The following is a 24,539-nucleotide window of genomic DNA, read 5'->3' as shown; positions in this document are numbered from 1 at the left end:
TCGATCCGAAAGGACCAGCACCAACGGCTCCTCTCCGACGCCGACGAACCAGTCATCTGCTCAACACCCCCTGAAGCGCGCTGACAGGCAGCGGCGCTGAATTCACAGCGACTTGACGCCTACGCAGCGCCATCGTCGCGTAGACATCACGTAAACCTAGCGGCCGGGAATTCGCTCGTAGACGATCAGCCGTGTCCTCTGCAGCCGCACCACTTTCACCGGCCTGTAGGCCCGCCGCAGTTCCGCCTGAACGATGGCCACGACCTCGAAATTGAAGTCGCGCGCCGCCGGCTCGTGATCGACGATGACCCTGGGCCGTCCGGCCAGAATCCGCTTCACCTCCGTGGCCTGATCGACGCCGATCGCGCCGTTCTCCCGCAGCAAGTTCAGGTGGCCCGCGAACGGATAACGCGTGGGCAGGCAGGAGCCAGTCAGGTGGTAGAGGAGCGGGTCGCCGTTCCACACGTAGAGGCAGCCCTTCAGGCGAGGCCGGATCGCCTCGACCATGGCGGTCATTTCCGCCTGGTGGCCGCGCTTGAGCCACATCTTACGGACCACCAGGCCGTTGGCGACCGCGCCGGAGAGCAACATCAAAGCCGCGGCGACCAGTCCCAATCGGTAGGGGCGATAGATGAACAGCGGCGCGCAGGCCGCGGCCAAGGGCGCGAACAGCGGCAAGGCGTAGTGATCGAAATAGGTGCCGAACGCCAAGTAGCCGACGACCGCCGCCGCGAGCCAGGCCAGCGCGAACTTCATCGTCGCGGCGCCGTTTGGAAAACGCCGCCACGGCTCCAACAGGGTTGCCAGGACGACGGCGAAGACCGGTACGTGAAGAAGCTTCCAGGCCTTGGCCAGCCGCCGCGCGAGTTCCCCGGCCGGCGCGCCGGAACGGTCGCCGATCGACAGGAAGTTGGCGTAGACGAAGGCGTCGGCGTGGCCGATCCAGGCGTACCAGTACCAGGCGATCAGGGTCGGGGCGATGGCGATGGCGATCCAGATCGCCGCGTCGGCCGCCAGGCGGGCCGGCCAGGGGTTGGCGCGCCACGAGGCCCACATCAGCGCCAGCCCCATGAAGACCCCTTCGAAGACCGCCGTATATTTGAGCTGCATCGCCAGGCCGATCAGCCCCATGGCCAGGGCGCCCTCGCGCCGGATCCGTTCGGCCGACACGTCGCGCGACGTCAGGGCGGTCAAAGTCGCCAGGGCCGCGCCTGCGACGAACAGGTTGTAGAAGACAGGAGCCTGCCCGCCAGATCCGCCGACTAGACCGAGCAGCAGCAGATAGATGACGCCGGCGATGGTCGCCGCCTTCAGCCCAGCCATCGGCGCGGCGATCCGGGCGACGATCATAGCCGTGCCGGCCGCGAAAAGGGTCGCCACGACCTGGTATTGGACGATCCCGTCCCCGCCCAGCAACCGGATCGCGGCGAACAGCACGAACAGGCCGACGGGCTTGCGGTCCCATATGTCCACATACGGAACGGCCCCGTGAAGCATGCGATCGCCGACCAGCAGATAGAAGTTCTCGTCGACATGGATCAGCGGATTGCCGAACTGCGCGCACCGGATCGCGAAAGCGGCCAGCAACAGGATCAGGCCCACGACGGCCCAGCGCCGGCGCTCGTCGAGCGTAGACAATCGCTTCAGCAACGAGCGGCTCATCGGATGATCCTCCCGGTCCAGGCGGCCAGGACCATTCCGGCCTGCCGCGCCGCCTTGGCCGGACGCCAGGTGAGGCGCTGCACGGCGCGGTAGTTCCAGAATGCGCCCGCCACCGCACCGGCCACGCCGGCCGCGAACCAGGGGACGCCCAGCGCATGCAGCGCCGCGCCGACCGCTTCACTGATGGCCGCGCCGCCCAGGCAGGCGACGTAGAAGCTCAGCAGGCCTTGCCAGAGCGCGCGGCCGCGCAGGCGATGATCTCGAAACGTCAGGCCATTGTTGAGCATGAAGTTCCAGTTCATGGCCATGAAGATGGCGCTGCTCTGGCCCAGCCAGAACGGCGCGCCCAGCACCCGTCCCGTGCTCAGGACCGTCAAGTGGACCAGCAGGCCCGTCAGGCCCACGAACAGGAACTGGGTCATGCGCGCCGACAGAGCTCCGCCCGTCCGTTTCTCGACCAGCAGCGCCAGAAGATCGAACACGACCCGCAGGTCCAACTTCGACACCCCGCCGACCCGTGGGCGCAGGGCGGTCGGCATCTGCTCCAGGCGCGGCCGACGTCGCGTCGAGGCGACCACGTCGATCAGGATCTTGAACCCCAGGCCCGACAGGCGCGGCCTGACGGCTTCGTACCAGGCGCGGGTCATGGCGAAACAGCCGCTCAGCGGATCGGCCAGGCGCAGGCCCAGCAGCAGGCTCGAAGCCATCACCCCGGCGCGGCTGCCCCAGTGACGCAGGCCCGTAAGGCCTGACCCGTTGTCGTCCAGGTAGCGGCTGGCCACCACGACGTCGGCGCGGACCTGGGCCATCCGCTCCAGCATTCGCCGGATCAGCCGCGGGTCATGCTGGCCATCGCCGTCCATGATCGCGAGGGTCTCGCCCCGCGCCGCGTCCCAGCCCGCGATCGCAGCCGAGGCCAGACCGCCGGCGCCGTTGCGGCGGATCAGGCGAACGGCGGGGTGACGGCGGGCCCGGCCGAGGACGACCTGGGCCGTGGCGTCATCAAGGGAATCATCGACGACGATGATCTCGTGGCGAACGCCGGCCAGGTCGGCGATCAGGTCATCCAGGACCCCGCCGATCGCCTCGTGTTCGTCGAGGGTGCAGATGACCACCGACACCTTCGGAACGGGCGGGGGCGTCACCATGGGAACATCGCGGCGCGACGCGACGAGCGCGCCAGAGAGGGAGCGTGAGAGCATGATCGGGTCCGGGTTGCGACCGGCTGAGCCGTCGCCTGAGGAGTGAAAGCCCAGGCCTGATCGGTGGACGGACCACACGCCTCGCGAGGGCGCGTGACCCCTGGGCGGCGTCACTCGAACCCTATGTCGAATAATTTTAGATTGTCTAGTTCTTACTATACATGGCGACGTGGCGTCGCCTCGTCGCAGGCACCGGGCGACGATTCCCTCAACCTATAATGTCTGTCCAGCCCGACCAGCTCTCGCAAGGAGCGATCACGCAAGGGTCAAAGCCGGGCTCGGCCGGCGCAGCGTCGCCTTGAGGCGCGATGAGCACATAGCCGTCGATATGCCCGTTACCGTCGAGATCGACCTCGATCTTCTGGCCGCCACGGGCGTCCTTCGGCGTTTCGACAGGTTCGTTCGATGGCGGCGCGCCGACGGCCTCGCCCTTGGCCGTCACCAGCCGGTCGCCTTCGCGGGTGCTGTAGTCGAGGATGGTGCCTAGCAGGGTCTCGGCATGATCCATCACCTTCGGCGCGCTGATCACGAAGGTGTCGGCTCCGCCGCCGCCGGAGGCGAGGGCCTCGGACGTCAGAACGATCCAATCGTCGCCCGCCCCGCCCTCGAGGACGTCGCGTCCGCCGCCGCCGATCAGCACGTCGTCGCCATCCCCGCCGACCAGATGCTCCGCCTCCGCGCCGCCGATCAAAACATCATCGCCGCTGGTCCCATGGATCTGCACTAACAGCGCAGCTGGTCCGTCCGCCCGCGTGTCTCCCTGGGCCTGCCGCCAGATGGTCTGCTGCTCCTGAGCAACCTGGGCGGGCGCGGCGGCCGGAGCGACCGCGGCGGGTCGCGCAACGGCAAGCGGCGAGACATCCGCCTCGATCGGGGGCGGCGTCAGCGCGGCGACGGCCCGCTCGGCCGAACCGCCAACATCATTGTCGCCAAGCCCATGCCGCAGGGCGTGACTCGCCGTCTCGGGCGCGATCGGGGCCAGGTGCTCTGTCGGCGCCTTCGCCTCAAGGATCGGGGCGTCTGCGATCGACCAGGCGACCCCGTCCATCCCTTGCCCGGCGTGATGGCGCAGCGTCTCCTCCAGCAGGGCCACGACGGCGACCAGGATCATTATGTCCACGCCGCTCCGCAGCCTGCCGAACGGCACCACGACGCCCGGGCGGTCCGGCTCGGGTCTCAGCCAGCGCCCCAGGGCGTCGCGCAGGTTGTCGCCGCGCGAAACCACCTCCTCGCCGGCCACGTGCACCAGGAACTGGTTGGCGAGGCGGGCGACGTGGACGAGGACCTCGCCCTCCCCATTCATCACCGCGCACCACGGCGCGCCGTCATCGGTGGCGCCAAACACCACCTCCAGGTCGCCGCCGCCCGGAAAATGTTCGGTCAGCGCCTGGAGGCGGCCGCGCTCGGTCGCGGTCCATTGGCCGCTGTCGCGGATCCAGTCGGCCAAGGAAAGGATGGTGCCCACGTCCGGAAGCTCGCCGCGGTCTAGGCGCGCGCCTGGCTTGCCGAGGCAGCCGCGCCGAACAGCAGCCGGTGCAGCTCGGGTTCATAATAAGCCAGCAGCGTCTTGGCGAACTCCGCTTCGTCCAAGCGCAACGCCTTGGCCCAGGCGGCTTGGGTCTCGATCGGCAGGCGACCGACACCGCTCTCCACCTGCGAGACAAAGGTGTAGTAACGCAGCCCGATCGCGTCGGAGAGCTGGGCCTGTGTCAGGCCCGCGCGCTCCCGCGCCGCCTTGAGCCAGCGGCCAGCCTCTTGCCTTAGGACTTTAGTCTGCGCGACCTTGGCGGCGTCGGGAGCTGATCGAGACATGCGGGTCCTGAAGTCTGGCGGCGTCCGCTGGGCGGGCGCTCCTTGATAACAGTAATTATGCAACGCTTTATCACGCAATGCCGGCGCACGCCCGAGCAATCTGACATTGACTTCAGTTATAACTAGATGCAATAAAATGAATAGCCGCCGGATCACAGATCCAAGATCACCGTGATCAGCTTCCCCCCAGCCGATCGATGGCCGATCCGGCGGCGCCTTGCGCACAACGCGACCCTTTGGCCGCTCCCACTCTGCCCTACCCGATCATGACATCTGTGTGGATGGCGATGCTGCGCCATCCGCCGACATTGAGGCGCCTGCCGGAAACGGACTTCGACGCGCTCTCCCGGGCAGGCCGAGGCGGCGTCGACCGATCCCTGCGGCTTCAGTCCAAAAAGACGCCCCTCGGGCAAGGGGCCCAGAGGGGCGTGGAGTTCGGTCGAACGTCCAAACGGACGCCGTCAACCTGACGGGAAGCGCGAGACGCAACGGAAGCCGATATGGCTGGTGGCGCTCTCCACCGTCTGAGGGATGCGAGCGGCCGGCCGGTATCGCTGGCAGTAGTTCTCGGCGCAAAGGTGCGAGCCGCCCTTCAGCACCTTCCGCGGGATAGGCGCGTTTGGCTGGCCAGGGTCGAGGCTAGCCTCCGGGGTTCCGCCGCGCGGATTGCTGGGCGGGCAGCACCCGGGGGCCTTCGGCGTCGGCAGCGACCACCAATCCGAGGTCCACTCCCAGACATTGCCGATCATGTCGTGGACGCCGTAGCCGTTGGCGGGGAAGCGCCGCACCGGCGAGGTCCGCTCGAACCCGTCCAGCCGCAGGTTCTGCCGCGGAAACGCGCCTTGCCAATAGTTGCACATCATCTTGCCCCCCGGGGCCAGCTCATCCCCCCAGGCGAATTCGACGCCCTCCAGGCCGCCTCGCGCGGCCAGTTCCCACTCGGCCTCGGTCGGCAGCACCTTCCCGGCCCAGACGGCATAGGCCTCCGCGTCGCGATACGAGACGTGAACCACCGGGTGGTCCTGCAGGTTCAGGGTGGAGCTGCCCTTGCCATACGGCTTGCGCCAGTTGGCGCCGAAGGTGAAGGCCCACCACGACAACGGCGCGTCCAGTGAAACGGGTCCCTTCGGTGGTTGGAAGACCAGCGAACCGGCCCTGGCCATCTCGGGCGCCATGCCCGGATAGTCGCGCGGGTCCGGCGCGATCTCGGCGTCGGTGACATAGCCGGTGGCCCGAACAAAGGCCGCGAACTGCCGGTTGGTGACCGGCGTCTCGTCGATCCAGAAGCTGTCGACCAACACGCGACGGATCGGCGCCTCCTCGGGATAGAAACCCGCCGACCCCATGGCGAAGGCCCGCCCCTCGATCCGGACCATGCCCGCCGTCCGCGCCTCCCGCATCTCCACGACCACGCCCATCACGATCTCCTAGCGGCGGGGGAAGTAGGGCTTGCCCTCGCGCTCGGCCTCCAGCTTGGCCGGCGTGTCGGGGAACAGCCCGTTGAAACGGTCGACGGGATTGGCCGGCCGCAGCCAGGTCTGCGGGAACTCGGCGGCCTTGGCGCCGTCCAGGCCGCGGAACACCTGCCCCTGGCTGGTGCGCTCGGTGAACGGCACCACCCGCTGTCCCTTGGCGTTGCTCAGTTGCTCAAACAGCGCCTTGCGCAGCTCGACCTTGGTCTGGAGATAGGCCGGATCGTCGATGAGGTTGTTCATCTCGTCCGGGTCCTTGGCCAGGTCGTAGAGTTCATCCAGGTCCCAGACGCCATGGTACTGGATGTACTTCATCCGGCCACGCTCGATGGCGAAGGTCGTCGGGGTCTGGGGGAAGGTCCACTCCCAGTAATATTCGTAGATGAAGTCGTCCTCCTTCCAGTCCTGGGGCCTGACCCTGCCCTCGGCCAGCGGCAGGACGCTCTTGCCCTCGAACTGCGGCGGGCGCGGCGCGCCGGCGGCGTCCAGGAAGGTCGGGGCCAGGTCAAGGTTGCGCACGCGGCTTTGGATCACCGCGCCCTTGGGGAAGCGTCCGGGGGCGTAGGCGACCATCGGCACCCTGATCGAGGCCTCGTAGGCGTCGCGCTTGTCGATCAGGCCGTGCTCGCCGAACTGGAAGCCATTGTCGCTGAAGAACACGATGATCGTATTGTCCTCCAGGTGGTTGTCGCGCAGGTACTTCAGGATGCGCCCGACGCTGTCGTCGACCGGGCTGAGACCGCGATAGTACTCACGCACATAGTCCTTCAGTGGGCGGTCCTGATTGTAGAAGAAGTCAACGCCGTGCCAGCTGTTGCGCTGGTTGCGCACCCACATCGGCTTGCCGCGGTTGTTCTGCGGCGTATCGGCCATGCTGGCCGGAAGCTTGATGTCGAGGTCCTTGTACTGATCGGCATAGCGTTCGGGAGCCTTGATCTCCGAATGCACGGCCTTGTGCGACAGGTAGAGGAAGAACGGCTTGGACCTGTCCCGACCGTGCTCCAGCCAGTCCATGGCGTAGTCGGTCAGTTCGTCGGTCATGTAGCCCTTCTGGGGGACTTCCTTGCCGTCGACATTGAGCATGTTGCGCCGCCCCGCCGCGATCTGCTGCGGCGTCAGCCCGTCGGTCGGCAGGTAGTTCCCCTGCCCCAGGAAGCTGATCCAGCGGTCGAAGCCCGGCCGAGGGTTGTCGGTGGCGTCGCCCATGTGCCACTTGCCCACGAAGGCGGTCTGGTAGCCGGCGTCCCGCAGGTATTTGGGAAAGAAGGTGAGCCCCGCCTCCGACGAATTGTTGTTGTCGATGACGCCGTGATTGCGGGCGGTCATCCCCGTCAGGATGGTCGCGCGGCTGGGCGAGCACAGCGACGAGGTCACCACCGCATTGGGGAAGTAGACGCCGTTGCGGGCCAGGAAGTCGATATTGGGCGTGCGCAAACCAGGCGTCAGGAAGCCCATGGCGTCGTAGCGCAGGTCGTCGACCAAGACGAAGACGATGTTGGGCCGCGCGGGCGGCGGCTCGGCGCGAGCCAGGCCCGCCCAGGCCGCGGCCAGCAGCACCGCGCCCAAGGCGCGCAGGGTCGAGAGCAGAGGCTTCATCACTTGGTCTCCGGAGCGGCCCAGCCGCGTGGATTGGCTTCCGCCTCAGCCCGGAAGGCGGCCAGGCGCTGAGACAGCCGCTTGGCTGCATCGGGGTGCTTGGCGCTGACGTCGAAGGACTCGTTGTCGCCGTTCAGCCGGTAGAGCGCCGGACGGGCGCCGTGCGGCGGGGGCGTGCCGGCCGGGGCCAGCGGCCACTTTTCGGAGACCATGGCGCGGTACTTGAAGTCGCTGTCGCGCACCGCCTGGTACTCGCCCGAGAAGGCGGTGACGTAATAGAGATAGTCGTGCGGCGAAGCCCCGCCCGACAGCAGGCCGGCCATGTCGCGACCGTCGATCGTCCGGTCCTTCGGCAGGGGGATGTCCAAGGCCGCCAGCAGCGTCGGGAACAGGTCTATGTTCATGGCCATCGCGTCGCTGACCGCGCCCGGTTTGACGCGTCCTGGCCAGACCACGAAGCATGGCACGCGCATGCCGCCCTCGAAGGTCTCGCCCTTGCGGCCGCGCAGGTTGCCGACGCTGCCGCCCTGGTCGCCGCCGTTGTCGCTGGTGACGATGACGATGGTGTCGTCGGCGATCTTCAGCTCGTCCAGCGCCTGGAGGATACGGCCGACATTGTCGTCCAGGTCCTCGACCACGTCGCCATAGGTCCCGCCTTCCGACACGCCCTGATGCTTGGGGTTGGGATAGTGCGGCAGGTGCGGGGCGGTGAACGGCACGTAGGCGAAGAACGGCTGGCCGGCGCTGGCGCGCATGAAGCCGATGGCCTCGTCGGTGAAACGCTCGGTCAGGGTGCGCTGGTCGGTCTTGTCCGCCGGGGTGTCGACGCTGGTCCCGCGCCAGACCGACATCGGGTTCATGTCGTTGCTGTAGAGTACGCCGAAATAGGTCTGGAAGCCCAGGTCGGTCGGGCGATGGCCCGGCGTGTCGCCCAGGTGCCACTTGCCGAAGGCGCCGGTGCGGTAGCCGGCGCGCGACAGCACCTCGGGCAGCAGCACCTCGTCGGCGGGGATGGCGTTGGCGTAGCCGGCCGAGCGCCGGATCCTGGCCATCGGGTTGTCGCTGGGGAAGAAGACGTGGTTGGCCGCGCGCGCGCGGGTCGGATAGCGCCCGGTCAGCAGCGCCGCGCGCGAGGGCGTACATACCGGCGAGCCCGAATAGAACTGGGTCAGCTTCACGCCCTTGGCCGCCAGGGCGTCGATATTGGGCGTCTTGATCAGCTGATTGCCGTACGAGGAGAGGTCCCCGTAGCCCAGGTCGTCGAACAGCAGGACCACGATGTTGGGCTTGCGCGCGGCGGTCGGCCTGATGGCGTTCAGATAGGCCTGCTTCTGGGCCAGGTGCTCGGCCGCCGGCTCGGCGTTCATCGCCGCGGCCTTGGGCAGGGCCGTGTTCGGGGCCAGCTGGATGTCCAACTTCACAAGACCGTCCTGCGGGACAGTCGCCCGGCGGGTCTGGCTGGCCAGGCCCATGGCCGTGACCGAGACCTCGTACTCGCCAGCCGGCAGGCGCGGCAGATCGAAGGCGCCGTCGGCCTCGGTCGTATCGCCGCGCAGCAGGTCGTTGATCACCACCCTGGCCCCGGCCACCGCCGCGCCGCTGGGTCCTGTCACCTTGCCGCTTATCTCGCTCGCCGTGGCCGGCGCGGCCAGTGCGAGGGCCGCGGCTCCGATCAACCACTTCTTGCTCATGGTGCGCCTCGAAATCTGGGAAAGCAGTCGAGCGCCCGTCCGGCCAGGACGGGCGCCCTCCCCGTCAGTTGAACTTCGCCGACAGCCGCATGCCGTAGAGGCGCGGCGGGGCGTAGAAGGCCGTGCCGTTGGTCGAGACCCCGGTCGTGGCGTTGGAGTTCGAATTGGTCTTCACCGCCTCGTCTTCCAGATTGCGGACATAGGCCATCAGCGACCAACGGCCGTTCTGGCTGGCGTAGGTCACCGACAGGTCGGTCTTGGTGAAGGCGTCCTGGCGATTGGTGGTGAAGCCATGGAACTCCAGGTCCTTGGCGCTTTCGTAGTGACTCTGAATCCGCCCGGTCAGGTTCGCCCCATTGGCCAGCTCGAAGGTGTGGGCGTAGCCGACGGTTACGCTCCAGTCGGGCGTGCGCGCCATGTGGCAGCCCGAGAAGTCGCCCGCCCGCGGCGCGGCCTGGGCGTAGTCGGCCTTGAAGCAGTGCGTGGTCGTGGCGTTCAGAGCGTTGTTCACGAACGGGTCGCCCAGCGGCAGCACGAAGGTGTCGTAGCGGCCGTGCAGCCACGACAGCGTCAGGTCGACGGAGTCGGCGCGGGTGATCTTGAAGTCGCTCTCGACCTCGACGCCGTAGATCACCGCCTTGCCGGCGTTGCGGGTGACCAGGGCGTTCTGGCCGGCGATGTTCTCGACGGCCGAGACCTGCAGGTCGCGATACGCATTGTAGAAGCCGGCGACGTTCAGGCGCAGGCGGCGGTCGAAGAACCGGTTCTTGGACCCGACCTCGTAGGCCGTGATGTGCTCGGGCGCGTAGGCGTTCGGCGGCAGGCCGTCGAAATAGCCGCCGGCCTTGTAGCCGGTCGAGGCCTGCGCGTAGAGCATCGAGGTCGGGTTGACATCGTAGTCGACGCCCAGCTTCCAGTTCGTGGCGTTCCAGGTCTCGTCCGACAGGTTGCGCACCACCAGCGACAGGATCGAGAAGTCCGGCTTCAGCAGGTAGGTGTTGCCGCTGCGGCCCTTGTGGTCGCGGGTGTAGCGCGCGCCGGCGGTGACGCGCAGCTGATCGGTGACCGAATAGGTCGCCTGGCCGAACGCCGCCGCCGAGCGCGAGAAGATGTAGGGCTGGAAGAACGCCAGGTAGTTGCCGTTGGCCTGCAGGATCCGGGTGTCGGTCGCGCTCTTCTCCATGAAGGAATAGAGGCCGGTCACCCACTTCAGCTTGCCGCTCCCGCCGCCCAGGCGCAGCTCCTGGGTTTCGCTCCAGTTGTCCTGCGACTGGTAGGTCGGACGGTGATTGTCCGAGGCCATGTTCTCCGTGACGGTGTTGACGTCGACGTCGCGGTGGCCGGCCAGATAGGTCAGGGTCGCCCAGTCGAAGTCGTAGCTGGCCTCGAGGGTGATGTTCTTGAACGTGTTGTCCTGCGAGGTGTTGACCTTGGCCTTGGCCGAGTAGGGGTCGCCCGTTTCCAGCGGATAGGCCACGTCGACGAAGCCGGCCCCGCCGCGATGCAGGTAGTCGCCGCGCACCAACACCTTCAGCTTCTCATTCGGCTGGTACAGGGCCGACAGGCGATACGAGGTGTCGTCCTGGTCGTTGCGGTCGTTGCCGCCCGTGCCCGGTCCCTTGTTCACCGCCTTCAGATAGCCGTCGTGGCGGCTGGTCTGAAAAGCCGCGCGCACGGCCAGGGCCTCGCCCAGCGGCACGTTGACCATGCCGGAGGTCGTCAAGGCGGCGTAGTTGCCGACCTCGACGTCCAGCGCGCCCTGATAGTCGTGCTTCGGCGCGTTGGTGATGATGTTGATCGCCCCGGCCGTGGCGTTGCGGCCGTACAGCGTGCCCTGCGGGCCGCGCACGACCTCGACCCGATCCAGGTCGTAGAACAGGGCGCTGACCGCGTTGGCGCGCGAGACGTAGATGCCGTCGACATGTACGGCCACGGCCGGGTCGCCGACCACCGTTGTGTTGGTGCTGCCGACACCACGCATGAAGATCTGGGCGTTGCCGCCGCTGCCGTTGCTGATCTGCAGGCTGGGCGCCTGGGCCGACAGGTCGACGATGTTCTTGACGCCCTGCTTGGCCAGGGACTCGCCGGTCGCGGCCGAGACGGCCAGCGGCACGGACTGGACGGTTTCGGCGCGGCGCTGGGCGGTGACCACCACCTCCTCGACGAAGACCGGTTCGGGCGCGGCCTCGGCGCGGATCTGGGCCGGCGTCGCGGACGGAGCGGCGGCGGCCTGGCCGGCCACCTTGATCACCTCGGGCGCGTCGTTGCGCACCACGGCGAAGCCGTTCTGGGCGCGGACGAAGGTGAGGTTGGCGCCCTGCAGCAGGCGACGTAGCGCCGTTTCGTCGTCATAGACGCCCATCACGGCGTTCGACCGCAGACCCCGCACGCGATCCTGGGTGAACGAGATCGGGCGACCGCTCTGCAGTCCGAACTCCTTGAGCGCGCGACCCAGGTCCTGGGCCTTGATCTGGTAGCTGCGCTCCTCGCCGTGCGCCGCGGTCGCGATCAGCGCCGCGACGGCGCCTCCCATCAGCCACGGCGACAGGCGGCCCCTCGCATGATGCGTCATCTCTTGCTCCTCCCCACGGCATGTTCGCTGCCGTTTCAGGGTTAGAGCCGCCCCTGACGGAACACCTCAGCGCCGGATGCGAAAAAAGTTCAAGAGCTGACTCAGGGCCCCGTCAGGGCGTAGCCGCCGCCCGGCGCGCGCCGGGCCAGGCCCAAGGCCTCGGCCGAGGCGACGAAGGCTTCGGGGTCCTTGGTCGGCAGCACCGCGCTCATCCGCCGATCGGCCACGTCGGGCGCCACGGTGATCGGCGCGGTCGAGTAGCGGCTGAGCTCGGCGGCGATCACGGCCAGCGGCGCGTCGTCGAAGACCAGCCGGCCCGACATCCATCCCTCGGCGCTGCGGGTGTCGACGCGCGAGAGGTTCCAGTTCCCGTCCCGGGCCACCAGCTGGTAGCCCGCGTTCATGTCGACCGAGCTGGCCGCCCCGCCCACGGGGCGCTCGGACTTCACCCGCACGCGTCCTTCGGACAGAACGACCTTGAAAGCGGCCGGCCGCAAGTCGACGTCGAACTGGGTGCCCAGCGCGGTGACGCTGTGCTCCCCGGCTCGCACGACGAACGGACGAGCCGGATCCTTGGCGACCTTGAAGAAGGCCCGCCCGCGGGCCAGCTCCAGGCGCCGCGTCTTGCCCGGAGCCCAGGCGCGCAGCTCGGAATTGGTGTCCAACACCGCGAGGCTGCCGTCCGGCAGGCTGACGCTCATCGTCTGCCCCACCCGCGTGGCGTAGGTGGTCGGCTGAGGCGCGATGATCGCGAGAAGATCGCGCCCGCCCCGCCAGGCGGCCACGCCGCCCAGGACCAGCGCCGCACAGGCGGCGATCGCGCCGATGCGGCGACGGACGCGCTGCCGCCCCAGCGCGCCCTTGGCTTCCTCGCGCAGGCGCATCAGACGCGGATCGGTCCGCAGACCGTCGAAGTCGTCCCACAGGTCGGACGCCGCCTCGAACGCCTCTCGATTGCCCGGATCGGCGTCCAGCCAGGCCTGGAACGCGTTTTGGTCATCCCGGGTCAAGGTCCCGGCGCGACGGCGCGCGAACCACGCGGCGACCTCGGCGGCCCGGTCTTGCAACGCCGCGCTCATCGCGTACGCCCCTCTCGCAGGAACAGCGCCTTCAGGGCCGCCATCATGTGCTTCTCGACCGCGCTGACCGAGATCCCGAGCTCCCGGGCGATGCGCTGATAGGTCATTTCCTCGAAACGATGCAGCAGGAAGACGTGCCGTGTGCGGGCCGGCAGGTCGTCGAGGACCGCCAGCATCGCCTCGACGCCCTGCTTGCCGATCAGCGAGCGCTCCGGCGTCAACTCGTCCGGCGGACCGAAGTCCTCGATGTCGTCCATCGCCCGCCAGGGCGGTCGCCGCCGATGCTGTCGCGACAGGACGCTGGCGGCGACGACGAAGATGTAGCGCTCCAGGTCCTGCACGGCCGCCGGATCGCGCAGGCTCAGCAAGCGTGTGAACACCTCCTGCACCAAGTCGTCGACTTGCCCCGCCGGCGCGCGACGGCGGAAATATCGCCGCAGGCCAGGCTCGTAGGCCAGCACATCCAACTGCGACGGTTGCGATCGGGCTGGGAGAGGATCGTACGTCATGAATCCTCCGGACGTGGAACACCGTAAAGCTAGAGTCCACGGATCGGAAAGACCTCACCCCCGCCATCGATTTTTCGGATGTGCCGCGCCATGGGCGGACCTCGGACCGCGCCCCCTTTTCGGCCAGGGGTGCTGGAGCACCCGCCCCAGCGAGATAATGAAGCCGTGGCCGCGCTTTGATGATGGATTGGTCGGAAGGCGGCCGCCGTCGGTGGCCTTAACCTGACAACACTGCCGATCGGCATGCCGATCGCGCCGGGGCGACGATCGGATCGGTCCAGGGTTTTGGCTTTCAACGGCGCCTTCGCGCCGCGTTTCGTCGCCTGATCAAGTCAAATCCTCGGACGGAGGAAGGCCGATCAAATTACGCCTTCGCCGGTGATCTTCAGCACGGGCGTAAAGGCCGGTCTCGCCTCCGGAAGCTTGACCGTCAGGCCGTCCATGCCCAGTTCGAACGGGACCGGGCCATGGCCCAGAAGCTCGACCTTCCCGATCCTGCCCTTACGCTGCGCCGAGCCCTCCGCCATCGAATAGATCGTCAGGTACGGCGCGTTGGGCCATTCCGCCGCCAGGGCGTAGAGCACGCCCGCCTTGGTGGTGAAGCGGATATCCTCGTGAGACAGGCCGGTGGCCACGTCTTCACTCTGGTAGCCTTCGGCAAAACGGGTCGGGCCTTCGCCATAGATGTCCCAGGGGCGGGTCTCGAAGATCGCCTCGGCGTTGACCTCCATCCAGCCGGCCATGTCGGTCAGGACCTTTTCTTCCTTGTCGTCGATCTCGCCATTGCCGCGCACCGGGATGCTGAGCAGCAGCGTGCCGTTCTTCGACACTGTGTCGATCAGGCGCTGGATTACCTGCTTGGCGGTCTTGTAGCCGTCATTGTCGTAGAGGCGGCGATCATAGTGCCATTGGCCGATGCAGGTGCAGGTCTGCCAGGGCTTGGCGCGCAGGTGGTTCGAGAAGCCGCGCTCGACATTCTTGACCAGGGCTTTGGTCTGCTCGTCATCCAGCCCATTGCTGGTGACGACAGCCTGCAAGCCGTTATTCCACTTGGCGTTTTCGTTGTAGAAATGCGCCACCGCCTCCAGGCCGGTCTGGCCCAGCGGCATGACGTAGTCGTCCATGAAGATGAAGTCGGGGTGGTACTGCTCGACCAGATCCTTGTGCCGCGCCAGCCAATGCTTGGCGTACCACGGATTGTTGGGCGGCGGGATTTGCAGCCACTGGTCCGAGCGACCGTTATAGGCGTTCATGTCCTTGATGGTCTTGAGGCCATCGGGTGGCGTGAACGCTCCGGCCGGGCCGGTATAGAGCTCTTGCGGATCGAGCCCATTCCACCATTTGCCCTTGCCGTCTTCCTTGCGGCGCGTGGCGGCGTCATAGCGCACCCCGTGCATGACGCCTTCGGCGTCGTAGCCATAGGCGGTCTGCCACCAGAGCCAGGCGTGGGCCGCATGGTTCGAGACCCCAAACCGCAGGCCATGCTCGCGCGCCACCTTGGCCCACTCGCCGACGATGTCGCGCTTTGGACCGACCTTCGTCGAGTTCCACGCATGGTGTTTCGAGTTGAAGTTGTCGAAATTGTCGTGGTGACTTGCCATGGAGACGAAATACTTCGCCCCGGCCTTCTTATAGAGCCCCATCAGGCGCTCCGGGTCCCACTTGTCGGCCTTCCAGGTATTGATGATGTCCATGAAGCCATGGACGCTGGGGTGACCATAGGTGGCGACGTGGTGGTTATAGTAGTCGCTGCCCTGAATATACATCCGGCGGCCGTACCAGTCGCCGAACTCGGGCACGCATTGCGGCCCCCAGTGCGCCCAGATGCCGAGCTTGGCGTCGCGGAACCAGTCCGGTGTCTGGTAGCCGGCTTTTAGCGATTCCCAACTGGCCTCGAAGACGGGTCTTGTGGTCTTGGCCTGGGGCTTGGCCCGAACGGAGGCGACGGCCTCGTTCGTGACGACCAAGCTCGAGGCCCCGGTCAGCAGGTCGCGGCGAGAAGGTTTCATTCGATGGCGTTCCAGAAAAGAGGAGATGCGCAGGCGGGTTGTCGTTGTCATCAGGTCGTCCTCCGGATTTGGCGACTGCGGCGACCGGCAGGCCGACCGACTGAAGGAGGCCAGCTTCGGGCGTCCTCGCGAATGGGGGCTCGGCCTGAGTCGCAAATTCTGAGGCGGCGTCGGCGGCGGGGTTGGCGGCAGGCCTAGCGCTTGAAGACGTAGTCGCCGGAACCGACGTCCAGGACCAGCCGCTCGCCGACCGCGTTGAGAATCCGGATGTCGGCTCGCCCTTGAACCGCCCGCCCGCCCTCCCGCCAGCGTCGCGCGGCGGGCAAATGGACCTCGGCCGTCGCGTTCGGCGGTACGGTGAGCCGAAGGCTGGTCAAGCCGCCAGCGTCGCCGCTCACCTCGGTGGCGATCAAGCCGAGACCGGACCGATAGGACGCCTTGACGCCGCCCACCTGCGGCAGGAACAGCGGATCGACCTTAATCCTCCGGAAGCCAGGACTGGCTGGTGCGATGCCGGCCAGGCGCCGATAGTAGAAGCCGCACACCGCGCCGTAGGCGTAGTGATTGAAGCTGTTCATCGTCAGGTCGCCGGTGTCGCCGTTCCACCGCTCCCACATCGTCGTCGCCCCCTTGATCGGCATATAGCCCCACGAGGGATAGCCGGTTTGCAGCAGCAGGCCGGCGACCACGTCGTCGTGACCGGCGTCGGCCAGCACGTCGAGCAGGTACGGGGTCCCAAGGAACCCCGTCGACAGCTTCATGCCGCGCCGCTTGATGTCGTCGGCGAGAACCTGGGCCGAGCGCGCCCTGTGCGCCTCGGGTACGAGACCAAAGTGAAGCGCCAGCACCTGGCTGGTCTGACTGCCGTTGCCGGCCGCGCCGTCAGCCCGCATCAGGTTGGCGGCGAAGGCTGTCTTGATCTTGTCGGCCAGGCCGCGATATCGCGCCGCTTCCGGGTCGCGTCCGGTCGCCGCCGCCATCTCGGCCATGATCCGAGCGCAATGGCCCCAGTAGGCGGTGGCGCATAGCACGCGCGGCGTCGTCTCATCGCCCGCCCAGGTCCCGTCGACCGAAAGCCAGTCGCCCAGGTCGCAACCCCGGCCATTGCGCCAGATGAAGTCCGGATTGCGTGAGCCAAGGTAGTCCATCCACCGGGTCATCGCCGACCAGTTCTCGTCGATGACGGCGGTGTCCCCGTAGCGCCGCCACAGGGTCCAGGGCAGGATCACGCCGGCCTCCGACCACCCGGCCGTGACCGTCTCGCCGAACGACCGCGGCGCCGGCGTCACGATGGGATAGGCGCCTGACGGGTCCTGGCCGGCGCGGACCTCCGCTAGGTAGCGGCGGATGAAGGCGTCGACGTCCATGTTGAACCCGGCCGCGTCGAGGAAGACCTGGATGTCGCCCATCCACCCCATCCGTTCGTCGCGCTGCGGACAATCGGTGGGCACGCCGAAGAAGTTCGATCTCTGGCTCCAGAGCGCGTTTTGCCAGACCTGCTGCAGCAGGGCGTTGTCCAGCGACATCTCGCCGGTCGGCGCGCAATCGCTGAAGACGACGACGCCCACGACGTCCGCCGCCGAGGGCTTTCCCGGATAGCCCTCGACCTGGACGTAGCGGAAACCGTGATAGGTGAAATGCGGCTCATAGACTTCGCCGGCCGCATCGCCGCGCAAGGTGTAGACGTCGCGGACCAGCGCCTCGCGTAGATTGGCCTGGTCGACCTCGCCCGTGGGTTTCAGATACTCGGCGAACTTGAGCGTGACCGACCGCCCCGCCTCGCCACGCGCCTTCAAGCGGACATGACCCGCGAAGTTCTGCCCGAAGTCGAAGACATGCACGCCGGGTCTCGGCTCGGTGATTTTCTCGGCCATCCGGGTCATCTGGGCCTTCAGGCGCGGGCTGGTCTGGGGGACGAGGCGGCTGGGAGGCGCCTCGCCGACCTTGGCGACCGTCCAGCCGCTGGCGTCGAAGTCCGGCAGATCCCATCCGGGAACCTTCAGCCGCGCGTCATAGACCTCGCCGTTATAGATCTCCGACTGGAGGATCGGCGACGGCTCCATCCGCCAATCGCCTCCGGTCAGGACCCAGTCATGGCTCCCATCGGCATGGTCCAGGCGCAGTTGCATCATCAGGCGACGCGGCGGCGGACCCAGGCTGTAGCGCTGGTTGTGCCAAGTGAAGGCGCTGGCGTAGAAGCCGTCCCCGACCAGGGCGCAAAGGCTGTTGGCGCCGTCGGTGATCAGGTCGCCGACGTCGTAGACCTGGTAGAAGAGATGGTCGTCGACGACGCTGATCTCCGGGGCCAGCCGCGCTTCGCCGACCGGCCGGCCGTTGATCGACGCCTCGTAGGCGCCCAGGGCCGTGGCGTACAGCCGCGCGCCGACGACGGGCTTGGCCGGCGTGAACGTCGTGCGCATCTGCAAGGCCGGCTCGGCGGGCGAGGGATAGGTTTTGGCGCGGTCGTTGACGACCCGCGCGGCGGCCCACCCCTTCGGCTCGAAGTCGGGTTCGGTCCAGCCTGTCGGCGGCTTGTCCGTTCCCTTCCAATTCGATCCGCTGCCGATCCGCTGGATCGAGCCATCGGCGAGATACAGGCGGATCAGGCTGGCCACCGCCCCGCCTGTCACCGGGAAGAAGTCGCCCGTCTGCTGCGAGACCAGCAGGCAAAGCGAGTTCTTGCCCGGTCGAACTTCCATCGGCGCCGGTCGCAGCACGCCCCAGCTGGGATTGAGCGGCAGGCTCCATGGAACCGGCTGGCCGTTGGCCCATACAGCGCGCAGCACGTCCTTGGCCGTCACCAGCACCTCGGCCCGGACCAACGTCGGCGGGGCCTCGAAATCCAGCCGGTAGGCGCGCGGCTTGTCGTCCAGCCCATCGTCGGCCCACACCCAATCGACCCCCGCGGCCCGGTCGGCGGCCGCGAACGGATCCTCGGCCACCAGCCACTGGGCGCGCCAGTCGCCCGGCTCCGTCAGGCCGGCCTCGAACCAGTCGGGTTCGGACACGACGACGCGCCCGCGATTGTCATGAACCTCGACGCTCCACCAGACCCGCTGTTGGGAGCGCAGGTCCGCGCCGCCGAACGGGATATCCAGGCTGAGGCTGGACCGGACCAGCCCGCTGTCCCAAAGATCGGCCTTGCCCGCCGCCACGTCGCTCCGCTCCGCCCCGGCCCGGATCCGATAGGCGGTCTGCGTCAGCCCGCGCTCGGCCCCGTTCATTCGCCACGAGAGCCGGGGCTTGGAGACGGCCGTACCGAGCAGTTGCGCCGTGTTCTCGGCTCTCAGATCGACGACGGCCAGCGTCGGGGACGCCGCGTTGGCGGACGTCGAGGTCGCAACGGCGGAGGCCGCGGTCGCGAGACCGGAGGCGGCCAGAAAACGGCGACGATTCATGAACGGCATGCGAAGACTCCCGTCGGGCGGTGAGGAAACAAGCGTCGGAGAAGTCCGGCCGGCGCTCGCCCGGCGCCTGGCGTTGCGGCCCGAACAGCCGAAGCGACCTGCATGTCCGCCCCCTTTATGACGCGGGCCATCGCCAGCGCTTTCATACTATTAGTCCGATAAATGGCCCGAGGCGCCTCTATGTCAAAGCGCGATTGAGGGCCGTGATCTCCGACGCCCCTCGCGCGTCGGAGATCGCAAACAATGCAATCACCTGGCGTCACGGCGCCAACGGCCTCGCCCCTGGCGCGGCCCCCAGGGAGTGGAACCGTCACCGCCCGAGGGGTGACAGCCTACTTCGGCAAGACGTAGGCGCCGTCGATCTTGAGCTCCACCGTCTGTCCCGCCGCCTGACCAGGCTGGCCGCCGCCCAGGGTGATTTGGTAGATTCCAGCCTCTACACGGCGCTCGCCCTTTTCATTCACCTGGCTCAGCCGTCGCGGATCGAGCGTCAGCTTGACCCGCCGCGCCTCCCCGGGCTTCAGATCGACGCGCGCGAAGCCAGCGAGCTGGAGGCGCGGAGCGCCGGGCGCCTGTGGGACCTGCACATAGGCCTGCACCACCTCCTCGCCGGGGCGCGAGCTGTTGTTGCGCACCTCCACGCTGACCTCCGCGGGCTCATCGGCCTTGATCGCCGCCGAGGTCAGCCGAGCGTTCGAATAGGCGAACCGCGTATAGCTAAGCCCATGCCCGAACGGATAGAGCACCGGGCCCGCGAAATAGCGGTAGGTTCGCCCTGCCATCCCATAGTCCCCAAAGGGGGGAAGGTCGGCGGCGCTGCGATAGAAGGTGACGGGCAGCCGGCCGGACGGATTGTTGCGGCCAGCCAGGGTCTGGGCGATGGCCGTCCCGCCCGCCTCCCCCGGATACCACGCCTGGATCACCGCATCGGCCTTCTCCGCCAGCCAAGCGTCGCCGATGGCCCCGCCGCTCATGGAGACGACCACCAGGGGCTTGCCCGTCGCCTTGACCGCCTCGAGCAGCCGCCTTTGCGCTTCGGGCAAGGCCAGGTCGGTGCGGTCCCCGCCCCGGAAGCCGGGGAAGTCCACGGACATCTCCTCGCCTTCGAGATCGGGCGACAGGCCGACGAAGGCGACCACAACGTCACTTTGACGAGCGGCGGCCACGGCGGCCTCGATCTGCGGAGCCTCGGGGGCGAGCCATTGGAAGGCGAAGGCGGGCTCGATCCCGCCCCCGCCCGGCTGGACGTAGTCGATACGCAGCCGATGCGGCTTGGCGTCGGCGAAGCGGTGGGTCACCGTCTTCTGGGAATCCCTGCCTTCATGGACGAGGACATCGTCGATCCAGAGCCGGGCGCTCTCCGACGGCTTGGACTTGTCCCAGGGCTGCGAGAGACGAAAGTTGAACACGTAGTCGCCGGGTCCCGGCGGGGTAATCCGGCCCTCCCAGCGCACCGAATAGCTCTGCTTGTCCACACCAGGCTTAGGCGCGGCGTGGATCCAGTCGAAGTTGAGAAGCGCGTCGCGCGTGCTGACCTTGGGCGCGCCCTGGAAGGCGGGATTGTCCCAGTACTGGGCCTTGAGCCCCGGCGCGCCGTCGGGGCCCGAGAGCGCCGAGGACGGCACGGGCATGCGCATGCCGGTGGTCAGCGGTCCGCCGGGCGCATAGGCGATGCGCGCCCGGCCGAACTCCGTTCGCATGCCCCGAAGCGGCGTGATCGGATCAACGGCCGCGCCGTTGTAGTTGGCCTCCAGCGATTGCAGCAACTCGGCGTTGGGTCCGATCACGGCGATCCTGCCCTGCCCCTTGAGAGGCAACAGATCCCCTCCGTTCTTGAGCAGCACGATGGCTTGCTTGGCCGCCCTGAGCGCCAGGGCGGCGTGGGCCGGGGAATTGACCTCCTCCAGGCCGATGCCGCCGAAGCGCCCCTGGCCGGGATCGAGCAGCCCCAGGCGGAACCTCGCCGTGAACAGGCGCACGAGGGCGCGATCAAGGTCGGATTCGGAGAGCTGCCCCTGCTTGACCGCATCGACGAGCGCGACGTAGGTCCAGCCGCAATCGAGGTCGGCGCCCGCCTTGACCGCGACCGCCGAGGCCTGCGCGGCGTTGGGTTGGGTCTTGTGGCCGCTGACCATGTCGTCGATGGAGTCGCAGTCGGAGACCACGAAGCCCTTGAACCCCCAATCCTTGCGCAACCGATCGCGCAGCAGCAGCTGGCTCCCGCAGGCGGGCTCGCCGTAGACGGCGTTGTAGGCGCACATCACCGATCCGGCCTTGGCGTCGACCAGCGCCGTCCGGAAGGCGGGAAGATAGGTGTCTTCCAGATCATGCGGGCTGGGGTCGACGTTGAAGCCGTGGCGCAGAGGCTCGGGTCCGCTGTGCACGGCGAAATGCTTGGGCGTGGCGATCGCCAGGGGGTGCTCCGGATCGTCGCCCTGGACGCCCCCGATGAAAGCCTGCGCCATGGAGCCCGTGAGGAACGGATCCTCGCCATAGGTCTCCTGGCCGCGCCCCCAACGCGGGTCGCGGAAAATGTTGATGTTGGGCGTCCAGTAGTTCATCCCGAAATAGCGGTCCGTCCCGCCCTCCGGCGTGAAGGCGGCGTTGTGCTTGGCCCGTCCCTCGATGGCGATGGCGCGTCCCGTCTCGAACATCAGCCGCGTATCCCAGGTCGCCGACAGCGCTATGGCCTGGGGAAAGACTGTCGCGTGACCGGCCCGGGCCACCCCGTGCAACACCTCGTTCCACCAGCCGTAGGGCGGCACGGACAGGCGCGGAACGCCGGGCGCATGGTCCATCATCTGGGCGACCTTCTCCTCCAGGGTCAGCCGCCCGATCAGATCCTTCGCGCGCGCCTCCGGCGAAGCGGCGGGATCGAGATAGAGGCAGGCCTCGGCCGCGCATCCGGCCGGTGTCGGCAGGGCGGCCGCGGCGGCAGAACCCGCCATGGGGAACGCCAAACCCAACGCCAGGACCCCAGCCGCCGCGGCCTTGCAAAGCCGCAAGCGCAACGCCCGACCCGGCCGGCGACGATCGGCGGACAAGATGTTCGCGCCCCAACAGCAATCCATGATTTCCCTCCAGTATGCTTCTGCGGCCTCGACGCCCGCGGCCTGGCTTGACCTTTCGGCCCGCGGGCGAGTTGTTCTCGCAATTTGACTTTCACGACGTTGGCGGCTCGGCCCAGGTGGCCCCGCCTCTTCACGTGCGGCGTGGAGCGTCCGGCGACCGCTGCGTGCCTCGGCTGACGCGTCGCCCCCGATCATCGGGCGGCGAAATCCAGGACCGATACGGAATAGGCCGGCACGGTCAGCGTGAAATCGCGCGACAGACCCGAGAACCCTACCGTCTTTGGCGTCACGCGCGCCGGGTCGTCGATCGTATTGACCGCTTCGGGATCGTCGGCGGTCAACACGGTCAGCGTCCCCCTGGACGCCACGGATTTCAGACCCGAGAGCACAAGGTTCACGGGCTGAGGCGTCGTCCCGCGGTTGACCAGCTTGATCTGGATGTGGCGGGTCTTCTCATTGCGCGTGACGACCCAGTACAATGAGGGGAAGGTCTTGTTGTCGATGGTCCATTTCGGGATCGCCGCGCCGGTCGATTCCAGCACGACATCGCCCTTCGCCTCGGCGAACATCTTCTGCACATAGTACGAAGGCGTGCCGAAGGCCTTCAACGCGTCATAGCCGATCAGGTTGGTCGCCCACTGCATGGAGTTGTCCAGGCTGGACCCGCCGACATGGCTGATATTGGCCAGCAGCGGCGCATAGGCCGACAGCAGAACGACGTCCGAATTTCGCTCCAGTCCAGTCAGGAAGGCGGCGTCGGCGACAGCCGCCTTCAGGTTCGGCATGGGCCAGCCGCTGTGCGTGGCCCATTCGCCGACGAACACCTTGGGCGCCTCGCGCGGGCGATGGTCATAGTCGTTCACGTGCTCATACATCTGGCCTTCGCCCCAGGCGTAGGTGTGCTCGTCGACAAGATCGGGGCGCTGGGACGGGGTCGATTCAGCGCTCATGGTCGAGATCAGCTGCAGCCGCGGATGCTTGGCCTTGATCGCCTTGTAGAAGGCCGAGAAGCGCTTGTCGTATGACCCCGAGCGGTCGAAAACGTCCTCGTTGCCGATCTCCACATAGCGCAGGGCGAACGGCGCGGGATGGCCGTCCTTGGCGCGCTGCGCCCCCCATTTGGTGGTCACGTCGCCGGTGACATATTCGATTTCGTCCAGCGCATCCTGAATATGGGGCGCCAGTTCCTCGGGCGAGGACACATGCTCGCCGTTCAGCGCGTAGCCGGCGAACACCCCAAGCACGGGCTCCATTTTCAGCTCTTCACACCACAGTAGAAACTCCATCAGCCCCAGGCCGTCGGTCGACCAGTAGTTCCAGGGGCTGCGATGGCCGGGGCGCGTTTCGGGGGGGCCGAGGGTCTTCTTCCAGTCGAAGCGCTGGGCGAAGGTCTCGCCTTCCAGATAGTTGCCGCCCGGAAAGCGCAGGAAGGTCGGCTTCAGGGCGCTCATCATGGCCATCAGGTCGCGCCGATTGCCATTGGGCCGATCCTTGTAGGTGGGGCCGAATAGCGACACCTGCTGCAGCCACAGCTTGCCCGGCGTGGTGGTGGTCAGGGTGAAGACGTTATCCTTCGAAACGGCCAGCGCTCCGGTGGTCAGCTTCAGCTCGTATTTCTTCCATTCGCCCGAGACGCTCGCCAGGCTGGCCGAGGCGACGACCGCGCCGCTGGCCTTGGCCAGGGCCACGGTGATCGGCCCGCCGCGCCCCTCGGCCTTGGCGTAGAACGACACCGTGTAGGTAGTGTCGGGCGTCACGGCTATCCCCCAGAAGCCGGGATTGGAAACGCCGACCGGATGACTGTCGGAGGCCCCCTTCGCGTCCAGCTTCAGGCTGACGTTCAGGGCCTCGTTCAGCGGCGTTTTGCCGTCGAGCGAGATGTCCGCGCCACCGAGCGGCGTCCAATAGATCGGCTCGTCGGCGGCATAGGCGACGCCGCGCTGGCCCACGAAGCTGCGGTTGCGCAGCAATTCGCCGTACAGCCCGCCCTCGTACGAGAAGTTGATCTCCTCGGTCATCAACCCGTACAGGGTCGGGCTGACCCTGGTCTTCACCTTGTCGGCGTGGACGGTGATGGTGGGCGTGTTGACGGGATTGGGCGCCGCCCAGGTCTTGGCCGGCAGCCAGACCGCCAGAACCGCCAGCAGCACCATGCTCCAATGGGTCTTCTTCATGTTTCAAATCCTCTGAAGCGGGCAAGCAAGCCCGCCGCATGTTACTTTTGCAGGAGGTCGCCCCTGGACGGCTCCGGACGGAGGACGGCGGCCTCGGCTTGCGGCCCGCGAAGGTCGAGCGCGGGCCTTGGGCCCGACCACGTCCTGCGCGTCGGGGCGCCGACGCCATCGCAGCGCCCGCTCACCGCCTACTGCAGCAGTTCGACGCCGTAGGGTTTGAGGTCGATCTTTCCGGCATAGGTCTGATGCGTGAGCACGCCCGATTTGGAGCCTGAGAAAGTCA

14 protein-coding genes are annotated in these 24,539 nt (G+C 67.5%); all 14 read right to left on the bottom strand.

What is annotated here, in order from left to right:
* Positions 1–156: 156 nt before the first annotated feature.
* The 14 genes from BM066_RS23000 to BM066_RS22935 all read right to left on the bottom strand — a co-directional run bounded on the left by BM066_RS23000 (position 157) and on the right by BM066_RS22935 (position 24,256).
* Positions 157–1,662, bottom strand: a complete 1,506-nt coding sequence (locus BM066_RS23000) for a hypothetical protein (RefSeq protein ID WP_018061656.1) — start codon at positions 1,660–1,662, stop codon at positions 157–159.
* Entirely contained in the window at positions 1,659–2,810 is a 1,152-nt protein-coding gene (locus tag BM066_RS22995; protein ID WP_018061655.1) for a glycosyltransferase, read from the bottom strand. Before BM066_RS22995 ends, BM066_RS23000 begins: the two co-directional genes overlap by 4 nt.
* A 262-nt stretch (positions 2,811–3,072) precedes the next feature.
* Positions 3,073–4,311 carry a calcium-binding protein gene (locus BM066_RS27170; RefSeq protein WP_143093789.1) on the bottom strand — a complete coding sequence of 413 codons (1,239 nt, stop codon included), beginning with the start codon at positions 4,309–4,311 and terminating at the stop codon, positions 3,073–3,075.
* Positions 4,312–4,349: 38 nt separating this feature from the next.
* Positions 4,350–4,676: a helix-turn-helix domain-containing protein gene (locus tag BM066_RS22985; RefSeq protein ID WP_018061653.1), complete on the bottom strand. Its 327-nt coding sequence runs from the start codon at positions 4,674–4,676 to the stop codon at positions 4,350–4,352.
* Between the two features lie 461 nt (positions 4,677–5,137).
* Complete coding sequence (locus BM066_RS22980; RefSeq protein ID WP_018061652.1) at positions 5,138–6,094, bottom strand: formylglycine-generating enzyme family protein; 957 nt, start codon at positions 6,092–6,094, stop codon at positions 5,138–5,140.
* Positions 6,095–6,103: 9 nt separating this feature from the next.
* Entirely contained in the window at positions 6,104–7,744 is a 1,641-nt protein-coding gene (locus BM066_RS22975; protein WP_089930562.1) for a sulfatase family protein, read from the bottom strand.
* A complete protein-coding gene (locus BM066_RS22970) occupies positions 7,744–9,435 on the bottom strand; it encodes a sulfatase-like hydrolase/transferase (RefSeq protein ID WP_018061659.1) in 1,692 nt (563 codons plus the stop codon). The genes BM066_RS22975 and BM066_RS22970 overlap by 1 nt, the downstream gene beginning before the upstream one ends.
* Positions 9,436–9,499: 64 nt before the next feature.
* Positions 9,500–12,007 carry a TonB-dependent receptor gene (locus BM066_RS22965; RefSeq protein WP_255367706.1) on the bottom strand — a complete coding sequence of 836 codons (2,508 nt, stop codon included), beginning with the start codon at positions 12,005–12,007 and terminating at the stop codon, positions 9,500–9,502.
* Positions 12,008–12,108: 101 nt separating this feature from the next.
* Positions 12,109–13,086, bottom strand: coding sequence for a FecR family protein (locus BM066_RS22960; RefSeq protein ID WP_018061661.1), 978 nt, complete (start codon positions 13,084–13,086; stop codon positions 12,109–12,111).
* Complete coding sequence (locus BM066_RS22955) at positions 13,083–13,595, bottom strand: RNA polymerase sigma factor (RefSeq protein ID WP_089930560.1); 513 nt, start codon at positions 13,593–13,595, stop codon at positions 13,083–13,085. The genes BM066_RS22960 and BM066_RS22955 overlap by 4 nt, the downstream gene beginning before the upstream one ends.
* A gap of 359 nt (positions 13,596–13,954) precedes the next feature.
* Positions 13,955–15,604: an alpha-L-fucosidase gene (locus tag BM066_RS22950; protein ID WP_018061663.1), complete on the bottom strand. Its 1,650-nt coding sequence runs from the start codon at positions 15,602–15,604 to the stop codon at positions 13,955–13,957.
* A gap of 194 nt (positions 15,605–15,798) precedes the next feature.
* Positions 15,799–19,011: an alpha-L-rhamnosidase gene (locus BM066_RS22945; protein WP_089930557.1), complete on the bottom strand. Its 3,213-nt coding sequence runs from the start codon at positions 19,009–19,011 to the stop codon at positions 15,799–15,801.
* A gap of 332 nt (positions 19,012–19,343) precedes the next feature.
* Positions 19,344–21,959, bottom strand: coding sequence for a glycoside hydrolase family 3 C-terminal domain-containing protein (locus BM066_RS22940; protein WP_018061725.1), 2,616 nt, complete (start codon positions 21,957–21,959; stop codon positions 19,344–19,346).
* Positions 21,960–22,273: 314 nt separating this feature from the next.
* Positions 22,274–24,256 carry an alpha-L-arabinofuranosidase C-terminal domain-containing protein gene (locus tag BM066_RS22935; protein ID WP_018061726.1) on the bottom strand — a complete coding sequence of 661 codons (1,983 nt, stop codon included), beginning with the start codon at positions 24,254–24,256 and terminating at the stop codon, positions 22,274–22,276.
* Positions 24,257–24,539 lie beyond the last annotated feature (283 nt).

It is taken from the genome of Caulobacter sp. UNC279MFTsu5.1 (assembly GCF_900114015.1).
Taxonomy (GTDB): Bacteria; Pseudomonadota; Alphaproteobacteria; order Caulobacterales; family Caulobacteraceae; genus Caulobacter.
This window is presented reverse-complemented; position numbering and strand designations above follow the sequence as displayed.

Excerpts from the sequence above, each read along its gene's own strand:
- BM066_RS23000 (WP_018061656.1), bottom strand. The coding sequence starts at position 1,662 with ATGAGCCGCTCGTTGCTGAAGCGATTGTCTACGCTCGACGAGCGCCGG.
- BM066_RS22995 (WP_018061655.1), bottom strand. The coding sequence starts at position 2,810 with ATGGTGACGCCCCCGCCCGTTCCGAAGGTGTCGGTGGTCATCTGCACC.
- BM066_RS22985 (WP_018061653.1), bottom strand. The coding sequence starts at position 4,676 with ATGTCTCGATCAGCTCCCGACGCCGCCAAGGTCGCGCAGACTAAAGTC.
- BM066_RS22980 (WP_018061652.1), bottom strand. The coding sequence starts at position 6,094 with ATGGGCGTGGTCGTGGAGATGCGGGAGGCGCGGACGGCGGGCATGGTC.
- BM066_RS22975 (WP_089930562.1), bottom strand. The coding sequence starts at position 7,744 with ATGAAGCCTCTGCTCTCGACCCTGCGCGCCTTGGGCGCGGTGCTGCTG.
- BM066_RS22970 (WP_018061659.1), bottom strand. The coding sequence starts at position 9,435 with ATGAGCAAGAAGTGGTTGATCGGAGCCGCGGCCCTCGCACTGGCCGCG.
- BM066_RS22965 (WP_255367706.1), bottom strand. The coding sequence starts at position 12,007 with ATGACGCATCATGCGAGGGGCCGCCTGTCGCCGTGGCTGATGGGAGGC.
- BM066_RS22960 (WP_018061661.1), bottom strand. The coding sequence starts at position 13,086 with ATGAGCGCGGCGTTGCAAGACCGGGCCGCCGAGGTCGCCGCGTGGTTC.
- BM066_RS22955 (WP_089930560.1), bottom strand. The coding sequence starts at position 13,595 with ATGACGTACGATCCTCTCCCAGCCCGATCGCAACCGTCGCAGTTGGAT.
- BM066_RS22950 (WP_018061663.1), bottom strand. The coding sequence starts at position 15,604 with ATGAAACCTTCTCGCCGCGACCTGCTGACCGGGGCCTCGAGCTTGGTC.
- BM066_RS22945 (WP_089930557.1), bottom strand. The coding sequence starts at position 19,011 with ATGCCGTTCATGAATCGTCGCCGTTTTCTGGCCGCCTCCGGTCTCGCG.
- BM066_RS22940 (WP_018061725.1), bottom strand. The coding sequence starts at position 21,959 with ATGGCGGGTTCTGCCGCCGCGGCCGCCCTGCCGACACCGGCCGGATGC.
- BM066_RS22935 (WP_018061726.1), bottom strand. The coding sequence starts at position 24,256 with ATGAAGAAGACCCATTGGAGCATGGTGCTGCTGGCGGTTCTGGCGGTC.